This window comes from Micromonospora sp. NBC_01405 (assembly GCF_045040155.1).
Classification (GTDB): Bacteria; Actinomycetota; Actinomycetes; order Mycobacteriales; family Micromonosporaceae; genus Micromonospora.
Window position 1 is genome coordinate 2,148,793 of sequence record NZ_CP109532.1, and the last position, 15,715, is coordinate 2,164,507.

Annotated in this window: 16 protein-coding genes; 7 read left to right on the plus strand and 9 right to left on the minus strand. The window is 73.9% G+C overall.

The window, feature by feature from the left end; genetic code table 11:
• Nucleotides 1-13: 13 nt before the first annotated feature.
• Nucleotides 14-1,354: a trypsin-like peptidase domain-containing protein gene (locus tag OG559_RS08455; RefSeq protein ID WP_405114036.1), complete on the minus strand. Its 1,341-nt coding sequence runs from the start codon at nt 1,352-1,354 to the stop codon at nt 14-16.
• A 282-nt stretch (nt 1,355-1,636) separates the two neighbouring features.
• Here OG559_RS08455 and OG559_RS08460 point away from each other — a divergent pair, with 282 nt between their 5' ends.
• Nucleotides 1,637-2,257 carry an O-methyltransferase gene (locus OG559_RS08460; RefSeq protein WP_405114038.1) on the plus strand — a complete coding sequence of 207 codons (621 nt, stop codon included), beginning with the start codon at nt 1,637-1,639 and terminating at the stop codon, nt 2,255-2,257.
• Between the two features lie 208 nt (nt 2,258-2,465).
• Here OG559_RS08460 and OG559_RS08465 read toward each other — a convergent pair whose 3' ends face one another.
• Entirely contained in the window at nt 2,466-3,941 is a 1,476-nt protein-coding gene (locus tag OG559_RS08465; RefSeq protein ID WP_405114040.1) for a leucyl aminopeptidase family protein, read from the minus strand.
• A gap of 141 nt (nt 3,942-4,082) precedes the next feature.
• Nucleotides 4,083-4,250 carry a DUF3117 domain-containing protein gene (locus OG559_RS08470; RefSeq protein WP_007455245.1) on the minus strand — a complete coding sequence of 56 codons (168 nt, stop codon included), beginning with the start codon at nt 4,248-4,250 and terminating at the stop codon, nt 4,083-4,085.
• A 189-nt stretch (nt 4,251-4,439) separates the two neighbouring features.
• On the opposite strand from OG559_RS08470, the gene OG559_RS08475 reads away from it, so the two are divergent.
• Both OG559_RS08475 and OG559_RS08480 read left to right on the plus strand, forming a co-directional pair.
• Nucleotides 4,440-5,258 carry a PaaX family transcriptional regulator C-terminal domain-containing protein gene (locus OG559_RS08475; protein WP_396669201.1) on the plus strand — a complete coding sequence of 273 codons (819 nt, stop codon included), beginning with the start codon at nt 4,440-4,442 and terminating at the stop codon, nt 5,256-5,258.
• Between the two features lie 3 nt (nt 5,259-5,261).
• Nucleotides 5,262-6,053 carry an enoyl-CoA hydratase/isomerase family protein gene (locus OG559_RS08480; protein WP_405114042.1) on the plus strand — a complete coding sequence of 264 codons (792 nt, stop codon included), beginning with the start codon at nt 5,262-5,264 and terminating at the stop codon, nt 6,051-6,053.
• A gap of 42 nt (nt 6,054-6,095) precedes the next feature.
• Here OG559_RS08480 and OG559_RS08485 read toward each other — a convergent pair whose 3' ends face one another.
• The 5 genes from OG559_RS08485 to OG559_RS08505 form a co-directional block, all read right to left on the minus strand.
• A complete protein-coding gene (locus OG559_RS08485; protein WP_405114044.1) occupies nt 6,096-6,848 on the minus strand; it encodes an SDR family NAD(P)-dependent oxidoreductase in 753 nt (250 codons plus the stop codon).
• 65 nt (nt 6,849-6,913) lie between these two features.
• Nucleotides 6,914-7,579 (minus strand): hypothetical protein, encoded by a 666-nt coding sequence (locus OG559_RS08490; protein WP_405114046.1) that lies wholly within the window; start codon nt 7,577-7,579, stop codon nt 6,914-6,916.
• 13 nt (nt 7,580-7,592) lie between these two features.
• Entirely contained in the window at nt 7,593-8,174 is a 582-nt protein-coding gene (locus OG559_RS08495; RefSeq protein WP_405114048.1) for a DNA-3-methyladenine glycosylase I, read from the minus strand.
• A gap of 117 nt (nt 8,175-8,291) precedes the next feature.
• Nucleotides 8,292-8,789 carry an SRPBCC family protein gene (locus OG559_RS08500; RefSeq protein WP_405114050.1) on the minus strand — a complete coding sequence of 166 codons (498 nt, stop codon included), beginning with the start codon at nt 8,787-8,789 and terminating at the stop codon, nt 8,292-8,294.
• Nucleotides 8,786-9,454, minus strand: coding sequence for a DivIVA domain-containing protein (locus OG559_RS08505; protein WP_405114051.1), 669 nt, complete (start codon nt 9,452-9,454; stop codon nt 8,786-8,788). The genes OG559_RS08500 and OG559_RS08505 overlap by 4 nt, the downstream gene beginning before the upstream one ends.
• 168 nt (nt 9,455-9,622) lie before the next feature.
• On the opposite strand from OG559_RS08505, the gene folP reads away from it, so the two are divergent.
• Nucleotides 9,623-10,492: a dihydropteroate synthase gene (gene folP / locus OG559_RS08510; protein ID WP_405114053.1), complete on the plus strand. Its 870-nt coding sequence runs from the start codon at nt 9,623-9,625 to the stop codon at nt 10,490-10,492.
• Between the two features lie 45 nt (nt 10,493-10,537).
• Here the strand turns inward: folP and ndhC are convergent, their stop codons facing one another.
• Nucleotides 10,538-10,915, minus strand: a complete 378-nt coding sequence (gene ndhC, locus OG559_RS08515) for an NADH-quinone oxidoreductase subunit A (protein WP_405114055.1) — start codon at nt 10,913-10,915, stop codon at nt 10,538-10,540.
• A gap of 130 nt (nt 10,916-11,045) precedes the next feature.
• Between ndhC and OG559_RS08520 the strand changes: the two genes are divergently transcribed.
• The 3 genes from OG559_RS08520 to OG559_RS08530 all read left to right on the plus strand — a co-directional run bounded on the left by OG559_RS08520 (nt 11,046) and on the right by OG559_RS08530 (nt 15,683).
• On the plus strand, nt 11,046-12,470 hold the full coding sequence (locus OG559_RS08520) for a hypothetical protein (protein ID WP_405114057.1): 1,425 nt from the start codon (nt 11,046-11,048) through the stop codon (nt 12,468-12,470).
• 341 nt (nt 12,471-12,811) lie between these two features.
• On the plus strand, nt 12,812-14,656 hold the full coding sequence (locus OG559_RS08525; RefSeq protein WP_405114060.1) for a 2-oxoacid:acceptor oxidoreductase subunit alpha: 1,845 nt from the start codon (nt 12,812-12,814) through the stop codon (nt 14,654-14,656).
• A complete protein-coding gene (locus OG559_RS08530) occupies nt 14,649-15,683 on the plus strand; it encodes a 2-oxoacid:ferredoxin oxidoreductase subunit beta (RefSeq protein WP_405114062.1) in 1,035 nt (344 codons plus the stop codon). The genes OG559_RS08525 and OG559_RS08530 overlap by 8 nt, the downstream gene beginning before the upstream one ends.
• Nucleotides 15,684-15,715: the final 32 nt, after the last annotated feature.

The window sequence follows — 15,715 nt, forward strand, 5'->3', positions numbered from 1 at the left end:
GGGGTAACGGGTCTCACTTGGCGTCCGCGGCGAGGGTCACCGACGCGTTCTGCCGGTTCGACCCGCGTCGATACTCCACGGTCACCACCGACCCCGGGGCGAACTTCCGCACCAGAGCGATCAGGTCGGTGGAGTCGGCCATCGGGCGGCCGTTGAGCCGCAGGATGACGTCCCCCGCCCGCAACCCGGCCCCGGCCGCCGGGCCGGCCGGTTCCACCGCCGCCAGCCGTACGCCGCCCGCGCCGCCGCCGGCCGCGCCGGTGCCGCCGACCTGGGCGCCGATCACCGTGCGCCGGGCCTTGCCGGTGCCGATGATTTCCTGGGTGACCCGTTTCGCCTGGTTGATCGGGATGGCGAAGGCGAGCCCGATGTTGCCGGCCTCCTGGCCGTCTGCCACCAGCGACTTGATCGTCGAGTTCACCCCGACCACCCGCCCCGCCCCGTCCACCAGCGGGCCGCCGGAGTTGCCGTGGTTGACCGCGGCATCGGTCTGGATGGCCGCGTAGTAGCGGGTGGGGCCACCGGGCTCGCCGGCCTGCATTGTCCGGTCCACGGCACTCACGATGCCTGCGGTCACCGTGTTGGCCAGCGACAGCGGCGAGCCGACGGCCAGCACCGGATCGCCGACCGCGAGCGCGTCGGAGTCGCCGAACTCCACCGGCCGCAGGCCGGTACGGGACACCTTGATCACCGCGATGTCGGACTCCGGGTCCCGGCCGACCACGGTGGCGGCGGCGGTGCTGCCGTCGTTGAGGACCACCGTCGCCTTGCCAGCGCCGCCGGCGACGACGTGGTCGTTGGTGACCACGTGTCCGTCGGTGCTGACAATGAAGCCAGAGCCCTCGCTGGTGCCGCCCAGGCCGGCCACCCGGACCGTCACCACGCTGGGCAGGATCTTCTCGGCGACCCCGGCCAGCGACTCCGGCCGCCGCTGGGCGAGCGCGGGCGGGTCGGCGGCACCGGCACCGGCGCCGAGCACGGACCCGCCGGCCACGCCGCCGCGCACCGCGAAGGCGTACCCGAGGGCCCCGCCGAGGGTGCCGGCGAGCAGCGCGGTGATCAGCGGGATCAGCAGCAACTGGCGCAGAGCCGGCCGGCCGGGCGCGTCCGGGTCGGTGACCCGCTCCGGCTCGGCGTCGGCGCCCCCGACCGGGCCGGGCACGACCACCGCCGCGGGGGCGTACGGGTCCCGCCACGGGTCGGCGAGCGCGTCGGACCACCAGGGCGAACTCGTCGGGCCGCCCGGAGGGCCGTCGGACGCCCTCGGGGACCCCGCCGGCGTCGCCCCGCTCCCCGGCGGGCCCGCCGGCGTCGGAGTTCCCCCGGGCTGGCGCCAGTCCCAGCCGTCGGTCACGTAGGCCTCCCAGTCGTCCCCCGGCTCCCCCGCTTCGGACCGGCACGGGAGGCCGATCCCGACGACGGGGGATACCGCATCCAGGATTACACGAACGCCGCGCGTGCAGTCAGCGGTTGCCGTCGGTGATCGTCGGCCAGCAACCCCCGTCCGACACGTCCACATGATCGTCCGAGACCGGACTCGCGGCTGCATCCGTCCGGCCCCGCCTCTAGGCTCATAGCGCCAACCCGCCCCTGACGGAGGTGTCCTATCGCCACGGCCGCCAGTTCCGGCAGCTCGATGCTCCAGACGTTGCAGTTCGCCGAGTCGTACGTCACCGAGGACCTCGTGTTGCGGACCGCCCGCAGCCTCGCCCACGAGGTGGGCCTCGACGCGGTGACCCCAGGTGCGGGGGCGGCACTGCGGCTGCTCGCCGCCGCCGGCAGTGCCCGGGCGGTGGTGGAGATCGGCACCGGCACCGGGGTCAGTGGGCTGTGGCTGCTGCGCGGCATGCGCGTGGACGGCGTCCTCACCACGATCGACGTGGAGGTGGAGCATCAGCGGATCGCCCGCCGGATCTTCGCCGAGGCGGGCTTCCCCGCCGGGCGCACCCGGATCATCGCCGGCCGGGCGCTGGACGTCCTCCCTCGGCTCGCCGACGGCGCGTACGACCTGGTCTTCGTCGACACCGAGGCCACCAGCTTCAGCTCCTGCGTGGACGCGGCGCTGCGGCTGCTGCGCCCCGGCGGGGTGCTCGCGCTGCACGGCACCCTGGCCGGTGGTCGGATCGGCGACCCGGCCGCCCGGGACGTGGAGACGGTGACCACCCGGGAGACGATCAAGGCGATCCGGGAGTCCGAACACTGGACGCCGGCGCTGCTTCCCGTCGGGCACGGCCTGCTCGCCGCAGTCAAGTGCTGAGCGGCCACCGCCCGGGCACCCCCGCCGGCCGCTGAGCCGCACGGACCGCCCGGTTCGGTAGGCGGCCCCGCCATCCGCAGCCGGGTGCACCGCTCAGCGGTGCCGCCGGGCCGGCCGGCGCATGAGCCGGCCGGTCGGGGACGCCGGGCCGGCCGGGGACGCCGGGCCGATCGGGGACGCCGGGCCGGTGGGCGCGACGGCGGGGCGGTCAGTCAAGGGTGCCGAGCCAGCGCAGCAGGCCCCGGACGCCCCAGCCGGTGGCCCCCCGGGCCAGCTCGGCGGCGTCGCCGTCGGCCCAGGACGGCGCGGACATGTCGATGTGCAGCCAGCGACCCCGCAGATCGCCGGTGAACTCGCGCAGATAGAGCGCGGCCAGCACCGAGCCGGCGCCCTGGTTGGGGGCGCTGTACAGGTCGGCCACCTCACTGCCGAGGTGCTCGACGTAGTCGGCCGGCAGCGGCATCCGCCAGGCCGCCTCGCCGGCCGCGTCGATCGCCGCCAGCAGGTCGGCGGCCAGCTCGTCGTTGTCGGAGTAGAGGGCACCGGTGCGCTTGCCGAGCGCCACCGCGTTCGCGCCGGTCAGGGTAGCCAGGTCGAGCAGCAGGTCGGGCTTGAGCTCGGCGGCGGCGTACGCCAGCGCGTCGGCGAGCACCAGCCGGCCCTCGGCGTCGGAGTTGGTGGTCTCGCTGGTGACGCCGCCGTAGTGCGTGACGACGTCGCCGGGGCGGAACGCCGACCCGCTGACCGCGTTCTCCGCCAGCGGAACCAGGGTGGTGACCCGGACCGGCAGCCCCAGCGCCGCCGCACCCAGGGTGGCGGCGACCACCGCGGCGGCCCCGGCCATGTCCTTTCGCATCAGCTTCATCGCCGCCACCGGCTTGATCGAGATGCCGCCGGTGTCGAAGGTGATCCCCTTGCCGACCAGCACCACATGGGTACGCGCCCCGGCCGGCCGCCAGTCCAACTCGACGAGGCGGGGCCCGCTGGCCGAGCCGCCCCCGACGGCGAGGATGCCGCCGAAGCCCTCGGCGGCCAGTTCGTCCGGCTGCCGCACGCGTACGTGCAGGTCGGGCTGGCCGGCCACCGCCGCCTCGACCTGCTCGGCGAACCACTGCGGGTTCTTCACCGAGGACGGGGTGTTGGTCAGGTCCCGGGCCAGGTGGGTCATTCGCGCGGTGACCTCGGCCGTGGTCACCACGCCGGCGTACCGGGACGGGTCAGTCACCAGCACGTCGACGCCGGTCAGGGCGGGGCGCTCGCCGGCCTCGGTCAGCCGGAACCGGTAGGACGCCAGCAGGAGCCCCTCGACGAGGCCGCGCACCGCCTCGGCCGGGGCGTCGCCCGGCAGCCCGACCGTGAGATGTGTCTCACCTCCCGCAGTCCGGGCCAAGGCGGCCCCCGCCGCACGCCATCCGGCCTCGTCGCCGGCCCCGATCCCGGCCAGCAGCAGCCGGCCCGGGGTGCGTCCGGGGCGCAGGTGCATGTGCACCTCACCGGCCCGGCCCGTGGCCCGGGCCGCGGGTGCGAGGGCGGCTGCCTCGGCCAGCACGTCGTCGTCGGGCACGGGCAGGCCGGCCGGCAGCGTGGCTGGGGCGTCCCCGCCCTCGGCAGCCGCCGCGGGTCGGATGGGCAGGGCCAGGGAGTCGGGCCGCTCGGGCCCGCTCACCAGACGGATGGCCAGCACGCTGCAACGACCTCCAGAACGACCGGGAGAACGGGCCCGGTGCCCGTACCAAAGATGAAGGCCCTGAGCCACCGGCGGGGCCGGTGGCTCAGGGTTGTACGAACCGTCCGCTCGACGACCGTCGGCCGGACCGCTCCTCGGTCAGCCGGCAGCTGCCTTCAGTGCGTCACCGAGCGCGTTGGCCTCGTCGGGAGTCATCTCGACGACGAGCCGGCCACCACCCTCCAGCGGGACCCGCATGACGATGCCCCGGCCCTCCTTGGTGACTTCCAGCGGACCGTCGCCCGTCCGCGGCTTCATCGCCGCCATGTTGTCTCCCCTCAGACCTACGCCAGGGTCGGTGGGTTGCCCCACAGCCTCTTCGCCATCGCCCGCCGCAACTTGCACGGCGGCACCGATGACGATTTTCCCTGATGAACACCGCCGGACCCAAACCGAAGCAGCTTTGATGTAACAGCATCTAGCATATCCTGAGAAGGCCTGTCACAATGTGCGGTCATGCAGGCACGGTCGGCACTCTTCGACCTGTACGGCGACCACCTCCGACCCAGGGGTGGCCGCGCGCCGGTCGCCGCCCTGGTCAAGCTGCTCGCGCCGCTCAGGATCGCGCCTCCGGCGGTGCGGACGGCGGTGAGCCGGATGGTCCGCCAGGGCTGGCTCGACCCGCTCCGACTGGTCTCCGGGCCGGGATATTCGATCACACCGAAAGCCGCCCGACGACTCGACGAGGCGGCTGCCCGGATCTACCGGACCGGCCGGGTCAACTGGGACGGACGGTTCGACCTCCTCGTCCTGTCGACCCCCACCTCCCGCCGGGAACGGCAGCGGCTCGCCGCGAACCTGAGCTTCCTCGGCTACGGCACCCTCGACGAGCAGACGTGGGTGGCCACCCGGCCGGCGGAGGACGTCGACCTGTTGCTCGATGACGCGGGCGTGCGGTACGAGCGGTTCACCGCGTCCCACGCCGCCGGCACCCGGGGCGCGGTGGAGGTGGTCCGCCGGGCGTGGGACCTCAGCGAGATCGGGCGGGCCTACGAGCAGTTCGTCGCCGAGCAGCGCCCGCTGCTGGCCATGGTGACCACACGCAGCGACGACGAGGAGGCGTACGCGGCACGGTTCCGGCTCGTGCACGCGTGGCGTACCTTCCTGTTCCGGGACCCCCAGCTCCCCCCGGCGCTGCTGCCCGAGCGCTGGCCCGGCACCGCCGCGGCCAGTTTCTTCGACCGGCACGCCGCCCGGCTGCGGCCAGCCGCCGACCGGTACGTCGAGCAGTGCCTCGACGCCACGAACCGCACCCCCCGACAGAAGGGTCGTTAGAACGTGACCGAGCCGCTGCTCGTCGACCGCACCGACTCCGTCGTCACCCTGACGCTGAACCGCCCGACGGCGATGAACGCGCTCGACGTGGCGCTCAAGGAGGCGCTCCGGGACGCCCTGGCCGGGCTCGAGTCCGACCGCAGCTGCCGGGCCGTGGTGCTGGCCGGGGCGGGCGGGTCGTTCAGCGCGGGCCAGGACCTGCGCGAGCACGTGCAGGTCCTCGAATCGGCCGGGGCGGACCCGCTGGCCACCGTCCGGGCCCACTACAACCCGATCGCGGCCAGGCTGGCCAGCCTGCCCAAGCCGGTGGTCGCCGCGGTTCGGGGAATGGCCGCCGGGGCCGGCGCGTCGCTGACCCTCCTGGCCGACTTCCGCGTCGGCGGTCCGAAGACCCGCTTCCTGATGGCCTTCGCCGGGGTGGGGCTCGCCGCCGACACCGGCGCGTCCTGGACGCTGCCCCGGCTCGTCGGCCACGCCAAGGCCGTCGAGCTGCTGATGCTCGCCGAGCCGGTGTCCGCCGAGGAGGCGCACCGGCTGGGCCTGCTGACCCGGCTGGTCGACGACGACGAGCAGGTGCTGCCCGCCGCGCAGGAACTGGCCGCCCGGCTCGCCGCCGGCCCGACCGTCGCGTACGGGGCGATCAAGCGCCAGCTCTCCGTCGCCGACGCCGGCACCCTCGCCGACGCCCTGGCTGCCGAGGCGCAGGCCCAGTCGATCTGCGGCGCCACCGCCGACCACCGAGCCGCCACCACGGCCTTCGTGAACAAGCAGAAACCGGTCTTCGAGGGACGCTGAACGCGATCCGCCCCAGCTGCGGGCGGGCGGTGGGGCAGCCGGTCAGCGGGCCACGTAGCCGCCGTCGATCGGGACGGTGTGGCCGGTGATCCAGGCCGCGTCGTCGGAGGCTAGGAAGAGCACCACCCCGGCCACGTCGTCCGGGGTGGGGATGCCCGGCTTCGGGTTGAACGACTCCATCTGCCGGCGCATCTGCGCCGGGTCCGGCGCGCTGGCGATGAAGTGCTCCACCAGCGGGGTCATCACCACCGACGGGGCGACCGCGTTGACCCGGATGCCGCGGGTCGCGTACTCGACGGCGGCCGAGCGGGTCAGCCCGATGATGCCGGCCTTGGTGAACGTGTACGGGGAGATGTTCTCCTGGGCGGCCAGCCCCGTGGTCGAGGAGGTGTTGACGATCGCGCCCCCGTCGCCGTGCAGCATCGCCTCGATGCCGTACTTGAGGACGTGGAAGACGCCGTCGCCGTTGACCCGGCTGACCCGCTCCCAGTTCTCCAGGTCCATCTCGTGCAGCGGCTGCTGCCTGCCGTCGATGCCGGCGTTATTGAAGATCACGTCGATCCGGCCGTAACGCTGCACGGCGGCCACGAAGCCCTGCTCGACCGACGCCGCCTCACCGGTGTCGACGGTGACCGCGAGCGCGTCCGGCAGCTCGCCGGCCACCCGTTGCCCGCCGGCGGCGTTGATGTCGGCGATCACCACCCTGGCCCCTTCGGCGGCGAACCGCCGGGCGGTGGCCTCACCGAGCCCGGAGGCGCCACCGGTGATGAACGCGACCTTGTCCTGGAACCGCATCGCACCTCCCCTGGCCGGGCGTCGTGCCGCCCGCCACGAGCCCTCGTTACCCGGCGAGCCCCTGGCTAGTCGTCCTCCTCCGGGTCCTGGTTGGCCTCGGCACCGAGCACGAACGCCTGCATGGCCAGCTCGTTTCCGGACGGCGAGACGAACGCGGGCAGCTCCTGCGGGCCCAGGTCGCGCACGTACGACCAGAACAACCGGACCGCCTCGGCCGGGGTCTCCGCCTCGATCGGGAGGTCGAGGCTGACCAGCCACCGTCGGCGCTCCGGCGGTGGCCCGAGCCGTTCGGCCAGCTCCCGGTAGGCGCCGGCGGGCAGCGCGGTGACCGGCCCGTCGAGGGTCAGCCCCTCGGCCGCCACCGGCTCGTCGAAGGCCCTTCGGGTGTACGCGACCACGAGCGAGCCGGAGGCGGGATCGGACTGGGGGTCGTCCGGGTCCTCCCGGCGCTCGACGGTGGGCCGGGCGACCCGACCCAGCGCCACCAGCCGCAGCGGCCCCTCGGTCAGCACCGCCACCGGATCGCCGGGACGGGGCCCGGCGGGGGCCGCACCCGCCGGGTAGGCCGCGCCGGCGGCGTCGAGCCCGGTCAGCTCCAGCGTGTCGTGGTGGACGAGCCGCTCGGCGTCGTACCGGCCAGGTGGGAGGAGCACGGCCCAGGCGCCGTCACCCGGCCCGCCCTCGCCCCGGACGTGGATCGTGCCGCTCACGCGGCGGTCGGTGTCGGTCATGTAAACCATCCCATCACGCCGGCTCTGCCGCGCTGACGTGGCAGCCGGCCAGGTGGTCGTCCACCATCCCGGTGGCCTGCATCAACGCGTAGGACGTGGTGGGGCCGACGAACCGGAACCCGCGCTTCTTGAGCGCCTTGGCCATCGCGGTGGACTCCGGGGTCAGCGCCGGCACCTGGGTGAGCGTCTCCGGCCGGGCGGCCCGGGGCGACGGCGCGAACGACCAGAGCAGGTCGGAGAGCCCGTCGGGCAGGTCCAGCGCGGCCCGGGCGTTGGCGATCGTCGCCTCGATCTTGGCCCGGTTCCGGACGATGCCCGCGTCGGCCAGCAACCGGGTCACGTCCGCCTCCCCGTAGCCCGCCACCGCCTCGATGCGGAACTCGTCGAAGGCCAGCCGGAAGGCGGGGCGCTTGCGCAGGATGGTGAGCCAGGACAGCCCCGACTGGAACGCCTCCAGGGTCATCCGCTCGTAGAGCGCGTCGTCGCCGCGCAGCGGTCGGCCCCACTCCCCGTCGTGGTAGGCGGCGTAGTCCGGGGTGCTCGCCCCCCACGCGCAACGGGACAGGCCGTGCGCGTCGATCACCAGGTCAGTCACGGCGTACACGCTAGACCGGGACGCCGACCGCCCGCCGCCGTGCCGCCGTAACGGGGGTGTCCGGACACCGGGAAACCGCGTTGTCACCGACCTGGCGGGCACCCTGGGGGCCGGCCGTCAGGGCAGGCGGCCCTGCTCGACCAGCCGGCCGAACTTCTTCAGCGCCTGGGTGAGGCTGACCTTGGAGCCGGGCCAGAGCACCGGCCAGGCCAACCGGCCGGCGGCGCCGGCAGGGAGGTGGAACCACTCGTGCCAGACCACCTGGGTCCGGCCGCCCTCGATCTGGGTGCAGCGCAGCACCCCGGGGCCGCGTAGCAGCCGACCGCAGTGCACCACGCCGACCTCGTAGGGCGCGTCGACCCGCACCACCCGCATCTCGTCCCGCAGGACCGCCGGGCCCAGCGCGGTGACCGCCTCCACGAGGCTGCCCTCGCCACCGTCGCCCTCGACCACCTTGACCGTGGTGAACGGGATCCAGTCCGACTGCCGCTCCCACGCGGTGAGGGCGGCGAACACCCGCTCGGCCGGGGCGTTGACGATGACCGTCGCGGTGACCTCGCCCGCGCCGGGCTGGGCCGCCTCGCGCAGGCTGTCGCCGTCCGCCCCGCCGGTCACGCCGGCTCCGACCGGGCCGCCTGCCCCCGCCCACCGGCCGGGTCCGCCGGCTCGCCGGCCCCGGAAGGGTCCGCCTCCGGGGCGTCGGCGTCGATGGCCCGCGCGGGCACCGTTGCCGGCTCGTCGGCGGGGCCCACCGCGGTCGGCTCGTCGGCATCGGTGAAAACCACGTTCGGCTCGTCGGCATCGGCGGACACCGCGGCCGGGCCCTCGGCCTCAGCACCCGCCGTCGCCGGCCCGTCGGCGTCGGCGGACGCGACCTCGCCGGGGTCGCCGACGGGGGTGGCGTCGGCCGCCTCGGCGGCGGCCGCGGCCTGCTCGCGGGCGCGGCGCAGCTCGTCGGCGTCCGCGGCCCGTCCCTCGCGCAACGCGGTGACCTCCGCCTCCAGCACGCCGATCAGCTCGGACTTGTACCCGATGTCGTAGGCCGTCCGGCGCAGCGCCTGATCGACCTGGGCCATCCGGTACCCCCGCGCCGCCGTGTCGAAACGGACGTCGCCCACGTCGGACTCGCGCAGCGGCCGGCTGGCGGGCAGCGGGACCGCCCGCCCGTCCGGCTCGACCGGCGCCAGTCCGGGATCTCGGCCGGTGACCAGCACCGTCACCCCGAAGACCACCGCCGCGACGGTGAGCGCGACGACCAGCAGGAGCAGCACCTGACCCATGTAGGAGATCGTGGCATGCGGACGGGCCGGGGGCGACCCCGCCGGGCGGTCCTCCCACAGATCGGTGCGGATCTGTGCGGTCGTACCGGGCGGACCGGACGCCGGCCGACCGGCTAGCGTCGCAGGGCGGGCCGGGTCACACGGCCGTGGCGAGATCGGGAGGCGAGCATGACCGGGGCGTTTCGGCTCGGAAGTCGCACGTTCGCGCCGGGCGAGCTGGCGGTGATGGCCATCGTCAACCGCACCCCGGACTCGTTCTTCGACCGGGGCGCCACCTTTGCCCAGGACAGCGCGCTGCGCGCCGTGGAGCGGGCGGTCACCGACGGGGCGGAGATCATCGACATCGGCGGGGTGAAAGCCGGCCCCGGCGACGAGGTGGACGTGATCGAGGAGATCCGGCGCACGGTGGGCACCATCGCCGCGGTCCGGGCCGCCTTCCCGGACGTGGTGATCTCCATCGACACCTGGCGGGCCGAGGTGGCGGTGGAGGCGATCGCGGCCGGCGCCGACCTGCTCAACGACACCTGGTCCGGCGCGGACCCGGCGCTCGCCCGGGTCGCCGCCGAGACCGGCGCCGGGCTGGTCTGCTCGCACGCCGGGGGGCTCGCGCCACGCACCCGCCCGCACCGGGCCGCCTTCGACGACGTGGTGGCCGACGTGGTCGCGACGGTGACCGGCCTCGCCGAACGCGCGGTCGCCCTAGGGGTACGCCCCGACGGCGTCCTCATCGACCCGGCGCACGACTTCGGCAAGAACACCAGGCACTCGTTGGAAATCACCCGTCGGCTCGCCGAGCTGTCCGGCACGGGCTGGCCGCTGCTGGTGGCCCTGTCCAACAAGGACTTCATCGGCGAGACGCTGGACCTGCCGGTCGCCGAGCGGCTGGAGGGCACCCTCGCGGCGACCGCGGTGTCGGCCTGGCTGGGTGCCCGGGTGTTCCGCGCCCACCAGGTGCTGCCCACCCGCCGGGTGCTGGACATGGTGGCGTCGATCCGGGGCGACCGCCCGCCGACCGCCACCCGACGCGGCCTGGCCTGAGCGCCCGCCGGTGCCTGGCGCCCGGGTCGACGCGCGGCCGGCGGGTCAGGTCCAGCGGAGGATGTTCCGACGCCAGGCGTAGAGGATGCCCAGCGCCAGCACCGCCACGAAGATGCCCATCTCGGCGGCGGTGACCAGGCCGAAGCCTGGCCGGTCGAAGACCACCGCCCAGGGGAAGAGGAAGACCGCCTCGACCGCGAACAGCACGTACAGGTACGCGTAGACGTAGTAGCGGATCTGCATCTGCGCCCAGTCGCCGCCCACCGGGTCGAGGCCGCACTCGTAGCCCGCCCGCTTGCCGGGGGGATCCGCGGGGCGGGCGGGGCGTAACACCCGGTTCGCGGAGAACGCCGTGACGAAGAAGAGGACGCCGGCGAGCAGCAACAGCCCGAGCGTCGCGTACGAGCCCAGGTAGCCGGTCACGGTGAGTCAGCCTACCGTGTCCCGCCTGGCCGCATACCGGACATGTTACGGAACTGTTTCCCGAGGGAACTGGTGTCCTGCGGCAAGTATTACCGAATAATGAATTCGCCCTGGTAGTCCCGGAAGAGAGATGGCCCGCGTGGACGTACGCCCCGTTCGGCGGGTAGCCGATCGACGTGTCGCTGTACTGCTCGCGGCGTCCATCGCGTTCGGTGTCGCGGCGCTGCCCGGCTGGGCCGCCGCCGCCCCCGCCATGGCCCGCGCGGCGGTCGCGCAGGCCGACCCGCCCGGGGACCCGGCCGGCGAGCCCGGCGACGAGACGCCTCCGGTCGAGCCCACCGCGACCGACCCGGCGCCCACCGAGGCACCACCGACCGTGCCGCCACCGTCGGAGACCACCGCCCCGGCACCCACGCCCACCGAGCCTGCGGCCACCACGCCGGCCGGGCCCGTCGACCCGCCGGCCACCACCGCTCCGGCCACCACCGCTCCGTCGCTCCCGCCGCCGGCGACCTCCGCCCCGCCGCCCCACCCCTCGGCCCCCGGCGCGGGTGCACCGGCGCCGAGCCGGCTGGGCGTGCGGGTCAGCACCGAGGACGTCACGCTGACCGAGGCGTACTGGAACGCGGAGAACACGACGGCCGCCCTGCGGGTCACCGTGACCAACACCGGCGAGGTGGCAGAGCTGATCCGGCTCTCGTACACCCTCCCGGCGGGCCTGACCGACGCCGGCACCCCCGGGTGCGCCGAGGCCGGCGGCGGCGAGCACCACTGCGGCGGGTGGCAGACCGCGCCCGGCGACCGGTTCAGCGCCCTGGTCAAGGTGCGCGTCGACGGCGCCGCCTGGCGGCAGATGCCGCTCAGCGGTGCGGTCCGGGTGAGCGCGAGCGCCCCCGGCGTAGCCGGCTCGCCCGAGGACAACGAGGGCTTCGCGGTGCTCTTCCCGCCGGGGCCGCCCGTGCCGGGCATCTCCCTGGACGCCGACGGGGTGGCCTTCGACATCAGCGGGGCCGCCAGCGAGCTGGGCGTCCGGCTGGGCAACACGGGCAAGGCCGATGCCGCCGGCCGGGTCGAGGTGGTCCTGCCCACCGGGGTGACCGTGCCGACCCCGCCCCCCGGCTGCGTCGCGCTGAGCCCCGCCCGTACCCGCTGCGACGTCGGCACGGTGCCGGCCGGCGGCACCGTCACCGTCCGGCTCCCGGTGAGCGCGACCGCCGAGGCCCAGCGGGAAGCGCCGCTGGCGGGCGCCGTGATCGGCCGGGTCGACCCGCGCAGCGGGCAGGCCCGGCAGCTCCAGATGAGCTTCCGGATCACCGCGGCGGCCGCGATGTCCACCCCGATCGCCACCCCCGCCCCGGGCGGCTCCCAGGGCGTGCTGGCCGCGGCCGGCGTGGGCCCGGACCCGACCGGCGGTCTCACCTCGGTGCAACGCAGCGCGGTCGTCCTGATCGTGGTCTCCGTGCTGCTGGTCGTGCTGGCGCTCGTGCTGGCCACCACCTCGCTGCGCCGCCGGCTCGCCGGCCCGGCCAGTCCCGCGCCGGCCCCGTCGGACTGACCCGGGACCCGCCCGGCTCCGGTCGCCCCGGCGGGTCCGGGCCCGCCCACGGTCCTCCACCGAAAGCCGAGGCGGACCGGTGATTCTGATTACGGCGGGCGCGTCAAAACGTTATTAAACAGGGCATAACCGCCCCGAATTCGATCCCATTCGGCGGACCACAGGGCGAGTTCGACCCCCCACTCGACGTAGGCTCTCGGGTGAGGAACTACAGCGGACCGGACCAGCCACGGGCGGTGCGGGGCAGCGGTGCGTCAAGGAGGTCGCGTGGCCGGGCAAGGCAAGGTCGCCATCATGTTCAGCCGCCCGCGCCACCGCGCCGAGCGAAGCGAGGTTCAGGCGTGACCAAGCAGATCCGTCAACTCGACCGGGTGGTCATCCGGTTCGCCGGGGACTCCGGCGACGGCATGCAGCTGACCGGCGACCGGTTCACCTCGGAGACAGCGCAGCTGGGCAACGACATCTCCACGTTGCCCAACTTCCCGGCCGAGATCCGCGCCCCCGCAGGCACCCTGCCGGGCGTGTCGAGCTTCCAGGTGCACTTCGCCGACTACGACATCCTCACCCCCGGTGACGCGCCGAACGTGCTGGTGGCGATGAACCCGGCCGCGCTCAAGGCCAACCTGGCCGACCTGCCGCGCGGCGCCGACATCATCGTCAACACCGACGAGTTCACCAAGCGCAACCTGGCCAAGGTGGGATACCAGTCCAGCCCGCTGGACGACGACTCCCTCGCCGGCTACGTGGTGCACCCGGTCGCTCTCACCTCGATGACGGTCCGGGCGCTCACCGAGAACAAGGTGTCCAAGAAGGACGCCGAGCGGGCCAAGAACATGTTCGCCCTCGGCCTGCTGTCCTGGATGTACTCCCGGCCGTACTCCTCGACCCTGCGCTTCCTGGAGCGCAAGTTCGCCAAGCGTCCCGAGCTGGTCGCGGCGAACATCGCGGCCTTCAAGGCCGGCTGGAACTTCGGCGAGACGACCGACTCGTTCTCGGTGCGGTACGAGGTGAAGCCGGCGAAGATGCTGCCGGGCACGTACCGGAACATCACCGGCAACGCGGCGCTGTCGCTGGGCCTGGTGGCCGCGGGCGTGCGCTCCGGCCTGCCGGTGTTCCTCGGGGCGTACCCGATCACCCCGGCGTCGGACATCCTGCACGAGCTGAGCAAGCACAAGCGGCTCGGCGTGGTCACCATGCAGGCCGAGGACGAGATCGCCGCCGTCGGCGCGGCGCTCGGCGCGTCGTACGGCGGGTCGCTCGGCGTCACCACCACCAGCGGCCCCGGCGTGGCGCTCAAGAGCGAGACGATCTCGCTCGCGGTGGCGCTGGAGCTTCCGCTGGTCATCGTGGACGTGCAGCGGGCCGGCCCGTCGACCGGCCTGCCGACCAAGACCGAGCAGGCCGACCTCAACATGGCCCTGTACGGCCGGCACGGCGAGGCCCCCGTCGCGGTGATCGCCCCGAAGTCACCCTCGGACTGCTTCCACGCGGCCATCGAGGCGGCCCGGATCGCGCTGACGTACCGCACCCCGGTGATCCTGCTGTCGGACAACTACGTCGCCAACGGCTCCGAGCCGTGGCTGCTGCCCGACGTGGAGTCCCTGCCCGACCTGCGGGTCGAGTTCGCCACCGAGCCCAACGGAGAGAACGGCACCTTCCTGCCGTACCTGCGGGATCCGGAGACCCTGGCCCGGCCGTGGGCCGTCCCCGGCACGCCGGGGCTGGAGCACCGGATCGGCGGCCTGGAGAAGGCCGACAAGACCGGCGACATCTCGTACGATCCGGCGAACCACGACTTCATGGTGCGCATCCGGGCGGCCCGGATCGAGACGATCCCGGTGCCGGACGTCGAGGTGGAGGACCCGGACGGCGACGCCCGGGTGCTGGTGCTCGGCTGGGGCTCGACGTACGGGCCGATCGGCGCCGCCTGCCGGGGGCTGCGCCAGCGCGGCCTGTCCGTCGCCCAGGCGCACCTGCGGCACCTGTCCCCGATGCCGGCGAACCTCGGCGAGGTGCTGCGTTCCTACGACCGGGTGGTCATTCCCGAGATGAACCTCGGCCAGCTCGCCCAGGTGATCCGGGGCAAGTACCTGGTCGACGCCATCGGCTACAACCAGGTCCGCGGCCTGCCGTTCACCGCCGTCGAGCTGGAGACGATGTTGGAAGAGGTCCTGAAGAATGTCTGAGCCCGTCGCCCTCAAGCTCACCGCGAAGGACTTCAAGTCCGACCAGGAGGTGCGCTGGTGCCCCGGCTGCGGTGACTACGCGATCCTCGCCGCCGTGCAGCAGTTCATGCCGGAGCTGAACATTCCCCGGGAGCGGACCGTCTTCGTGTCCGGCATCGGCTGCTCGTCGCGCTTCCCGTACTACATGAACACCTACGGGATGCACTCGATCCACGGCCGCGCCCCGGCGATCGCCACCGGCCTGTCGGTGTCCCGCCCGGACCTGTCGGTGTGGGTGGTCACCGGCGACGGCGACGCGCTGTCGATCGGCGGCAACCACCTGATCCACGCGCTGCGCCGCAACGTCAACCTGAAGATCCTGCTGTTCAACAACCGGATCTACGGCCTGACCAAGGGGCAGTACTCGCCCACCTCCGAGGTTGGCAAGGTCACCAAGTCGACCCCGGCCGGCTCGGCGGACGCCCCCTTCAACCCGCTCTCGCTCGCGCTGGGCGCGGAGGCCAGCTTCGTCGGCCGCACCATCGACTCGGATCGCAAGCACCTCCAGTCGGTGCTGCGGGCCGCGGCGGAGCACCAGGGCTCGGCGTTCGTGGAGATCTACCAGAACTGCAACATCTTCAACGACGGCGCGTTCGAGCAGCTCAAGGAGCCGGGCACCCGGGACGACTTCCTGATCCGGCTGGAGCACGGGCAGCCCATCACCTTCGGCTCCGACGGGCAGTTCTGCGTCGTGCACCCGCCGGGCGGCTTCGGCCTGGAGGTGCGGGAGACCGCCTCGGTGAGCCCGGAGGAGATCGTCGTGCACAACGCGACGGTCAACGACCCGGCGTACGCGTTCGCGCTGTCCCGGCTGCCCGGGCTCGACCTGCGCAACACCCCGATCGGCGTGTTCCGCTCGGTCGACCGCCCGTCCTACGACAGCGTGGTGCAGGAGCAGCTCGCGGCGGCGAAGGCCGCAGTGACCGAGACCCCGGAGCAGCAGCTCGCCGGCCTGCTCGCCAGCGGCGACACCTGGACGATCCGCTGACCCGCCGCTGACGGCGGCACGGCGTCGCCGCC

Excerpts from the sequence above, each read along its gene's own strand:
- OG559_RS08460 (WP_405114038.1), top strand. The coding sequence starts at position 1,637 with ATGCTCCAGACGTTGCAGTTCGCCGAGTCGTACGTCACCGAGGACCTC.
- OG559_RS08470 (WP_007455245.1), bottom strand. The coding sequence starts at position 4,250 with ATGGCGGCGATGAAGCCGCGGACGGGCGACGGTCCGCTGGAAGTCACC.
- OG559_RS08475 (WP_396669201.1), top strand. The coding sequence starts at position 4,440 with ATGCAGGCACGGTCGGCACTCTTCGACCTGTACGGCGACCACCTCCGA.
- OG559_RS08485 (WP_405114044.1), bottom strand. The coding sequence starts at position 6,848 with ATGCGGTTCCAGGACAAGGTCGCGTTCATCACCGGTGGCGCCTCCGGG.
- OG559_RS08490 (WP_405114046.1), bottom strand. The coding sequence starts at position 7,579 with ATGACCGACACCGACCGCCGCGTGAGCGGCACGATCCACGTCCGGGGC.
- OG559_RS08505 (WP_405114051.1), bottom strand. The coding sequence starts at position 9,454 with ATGGGTCAGGTGCTGCTCCTGCTGGTCGTCGCGCTCACCGTCGCGGCG.
- folP (WP_405114053.1), top strand. The coding sequence starts at position 9,623 with ATGACCGGGGCGTTTCGGCTCGGAAGTCGCACGTTCGCGCCGGGCGAG.
- OG559_RS08520 (WP_405114057.1), top strand. The coding sequence starts at position 11,046 with ATGGCCCGCGTGGACGTACGCCCCGTTCGGCGGGTAGCCGATCGACGT.
- OG559_RS08530 (WP_405114062.1), top strand. The coding sequence starts at position 14,649 with ATGTCTGAGCCCGTCGCCCTCAAGCTCACCGCGAAGGACTTCAAGTCC.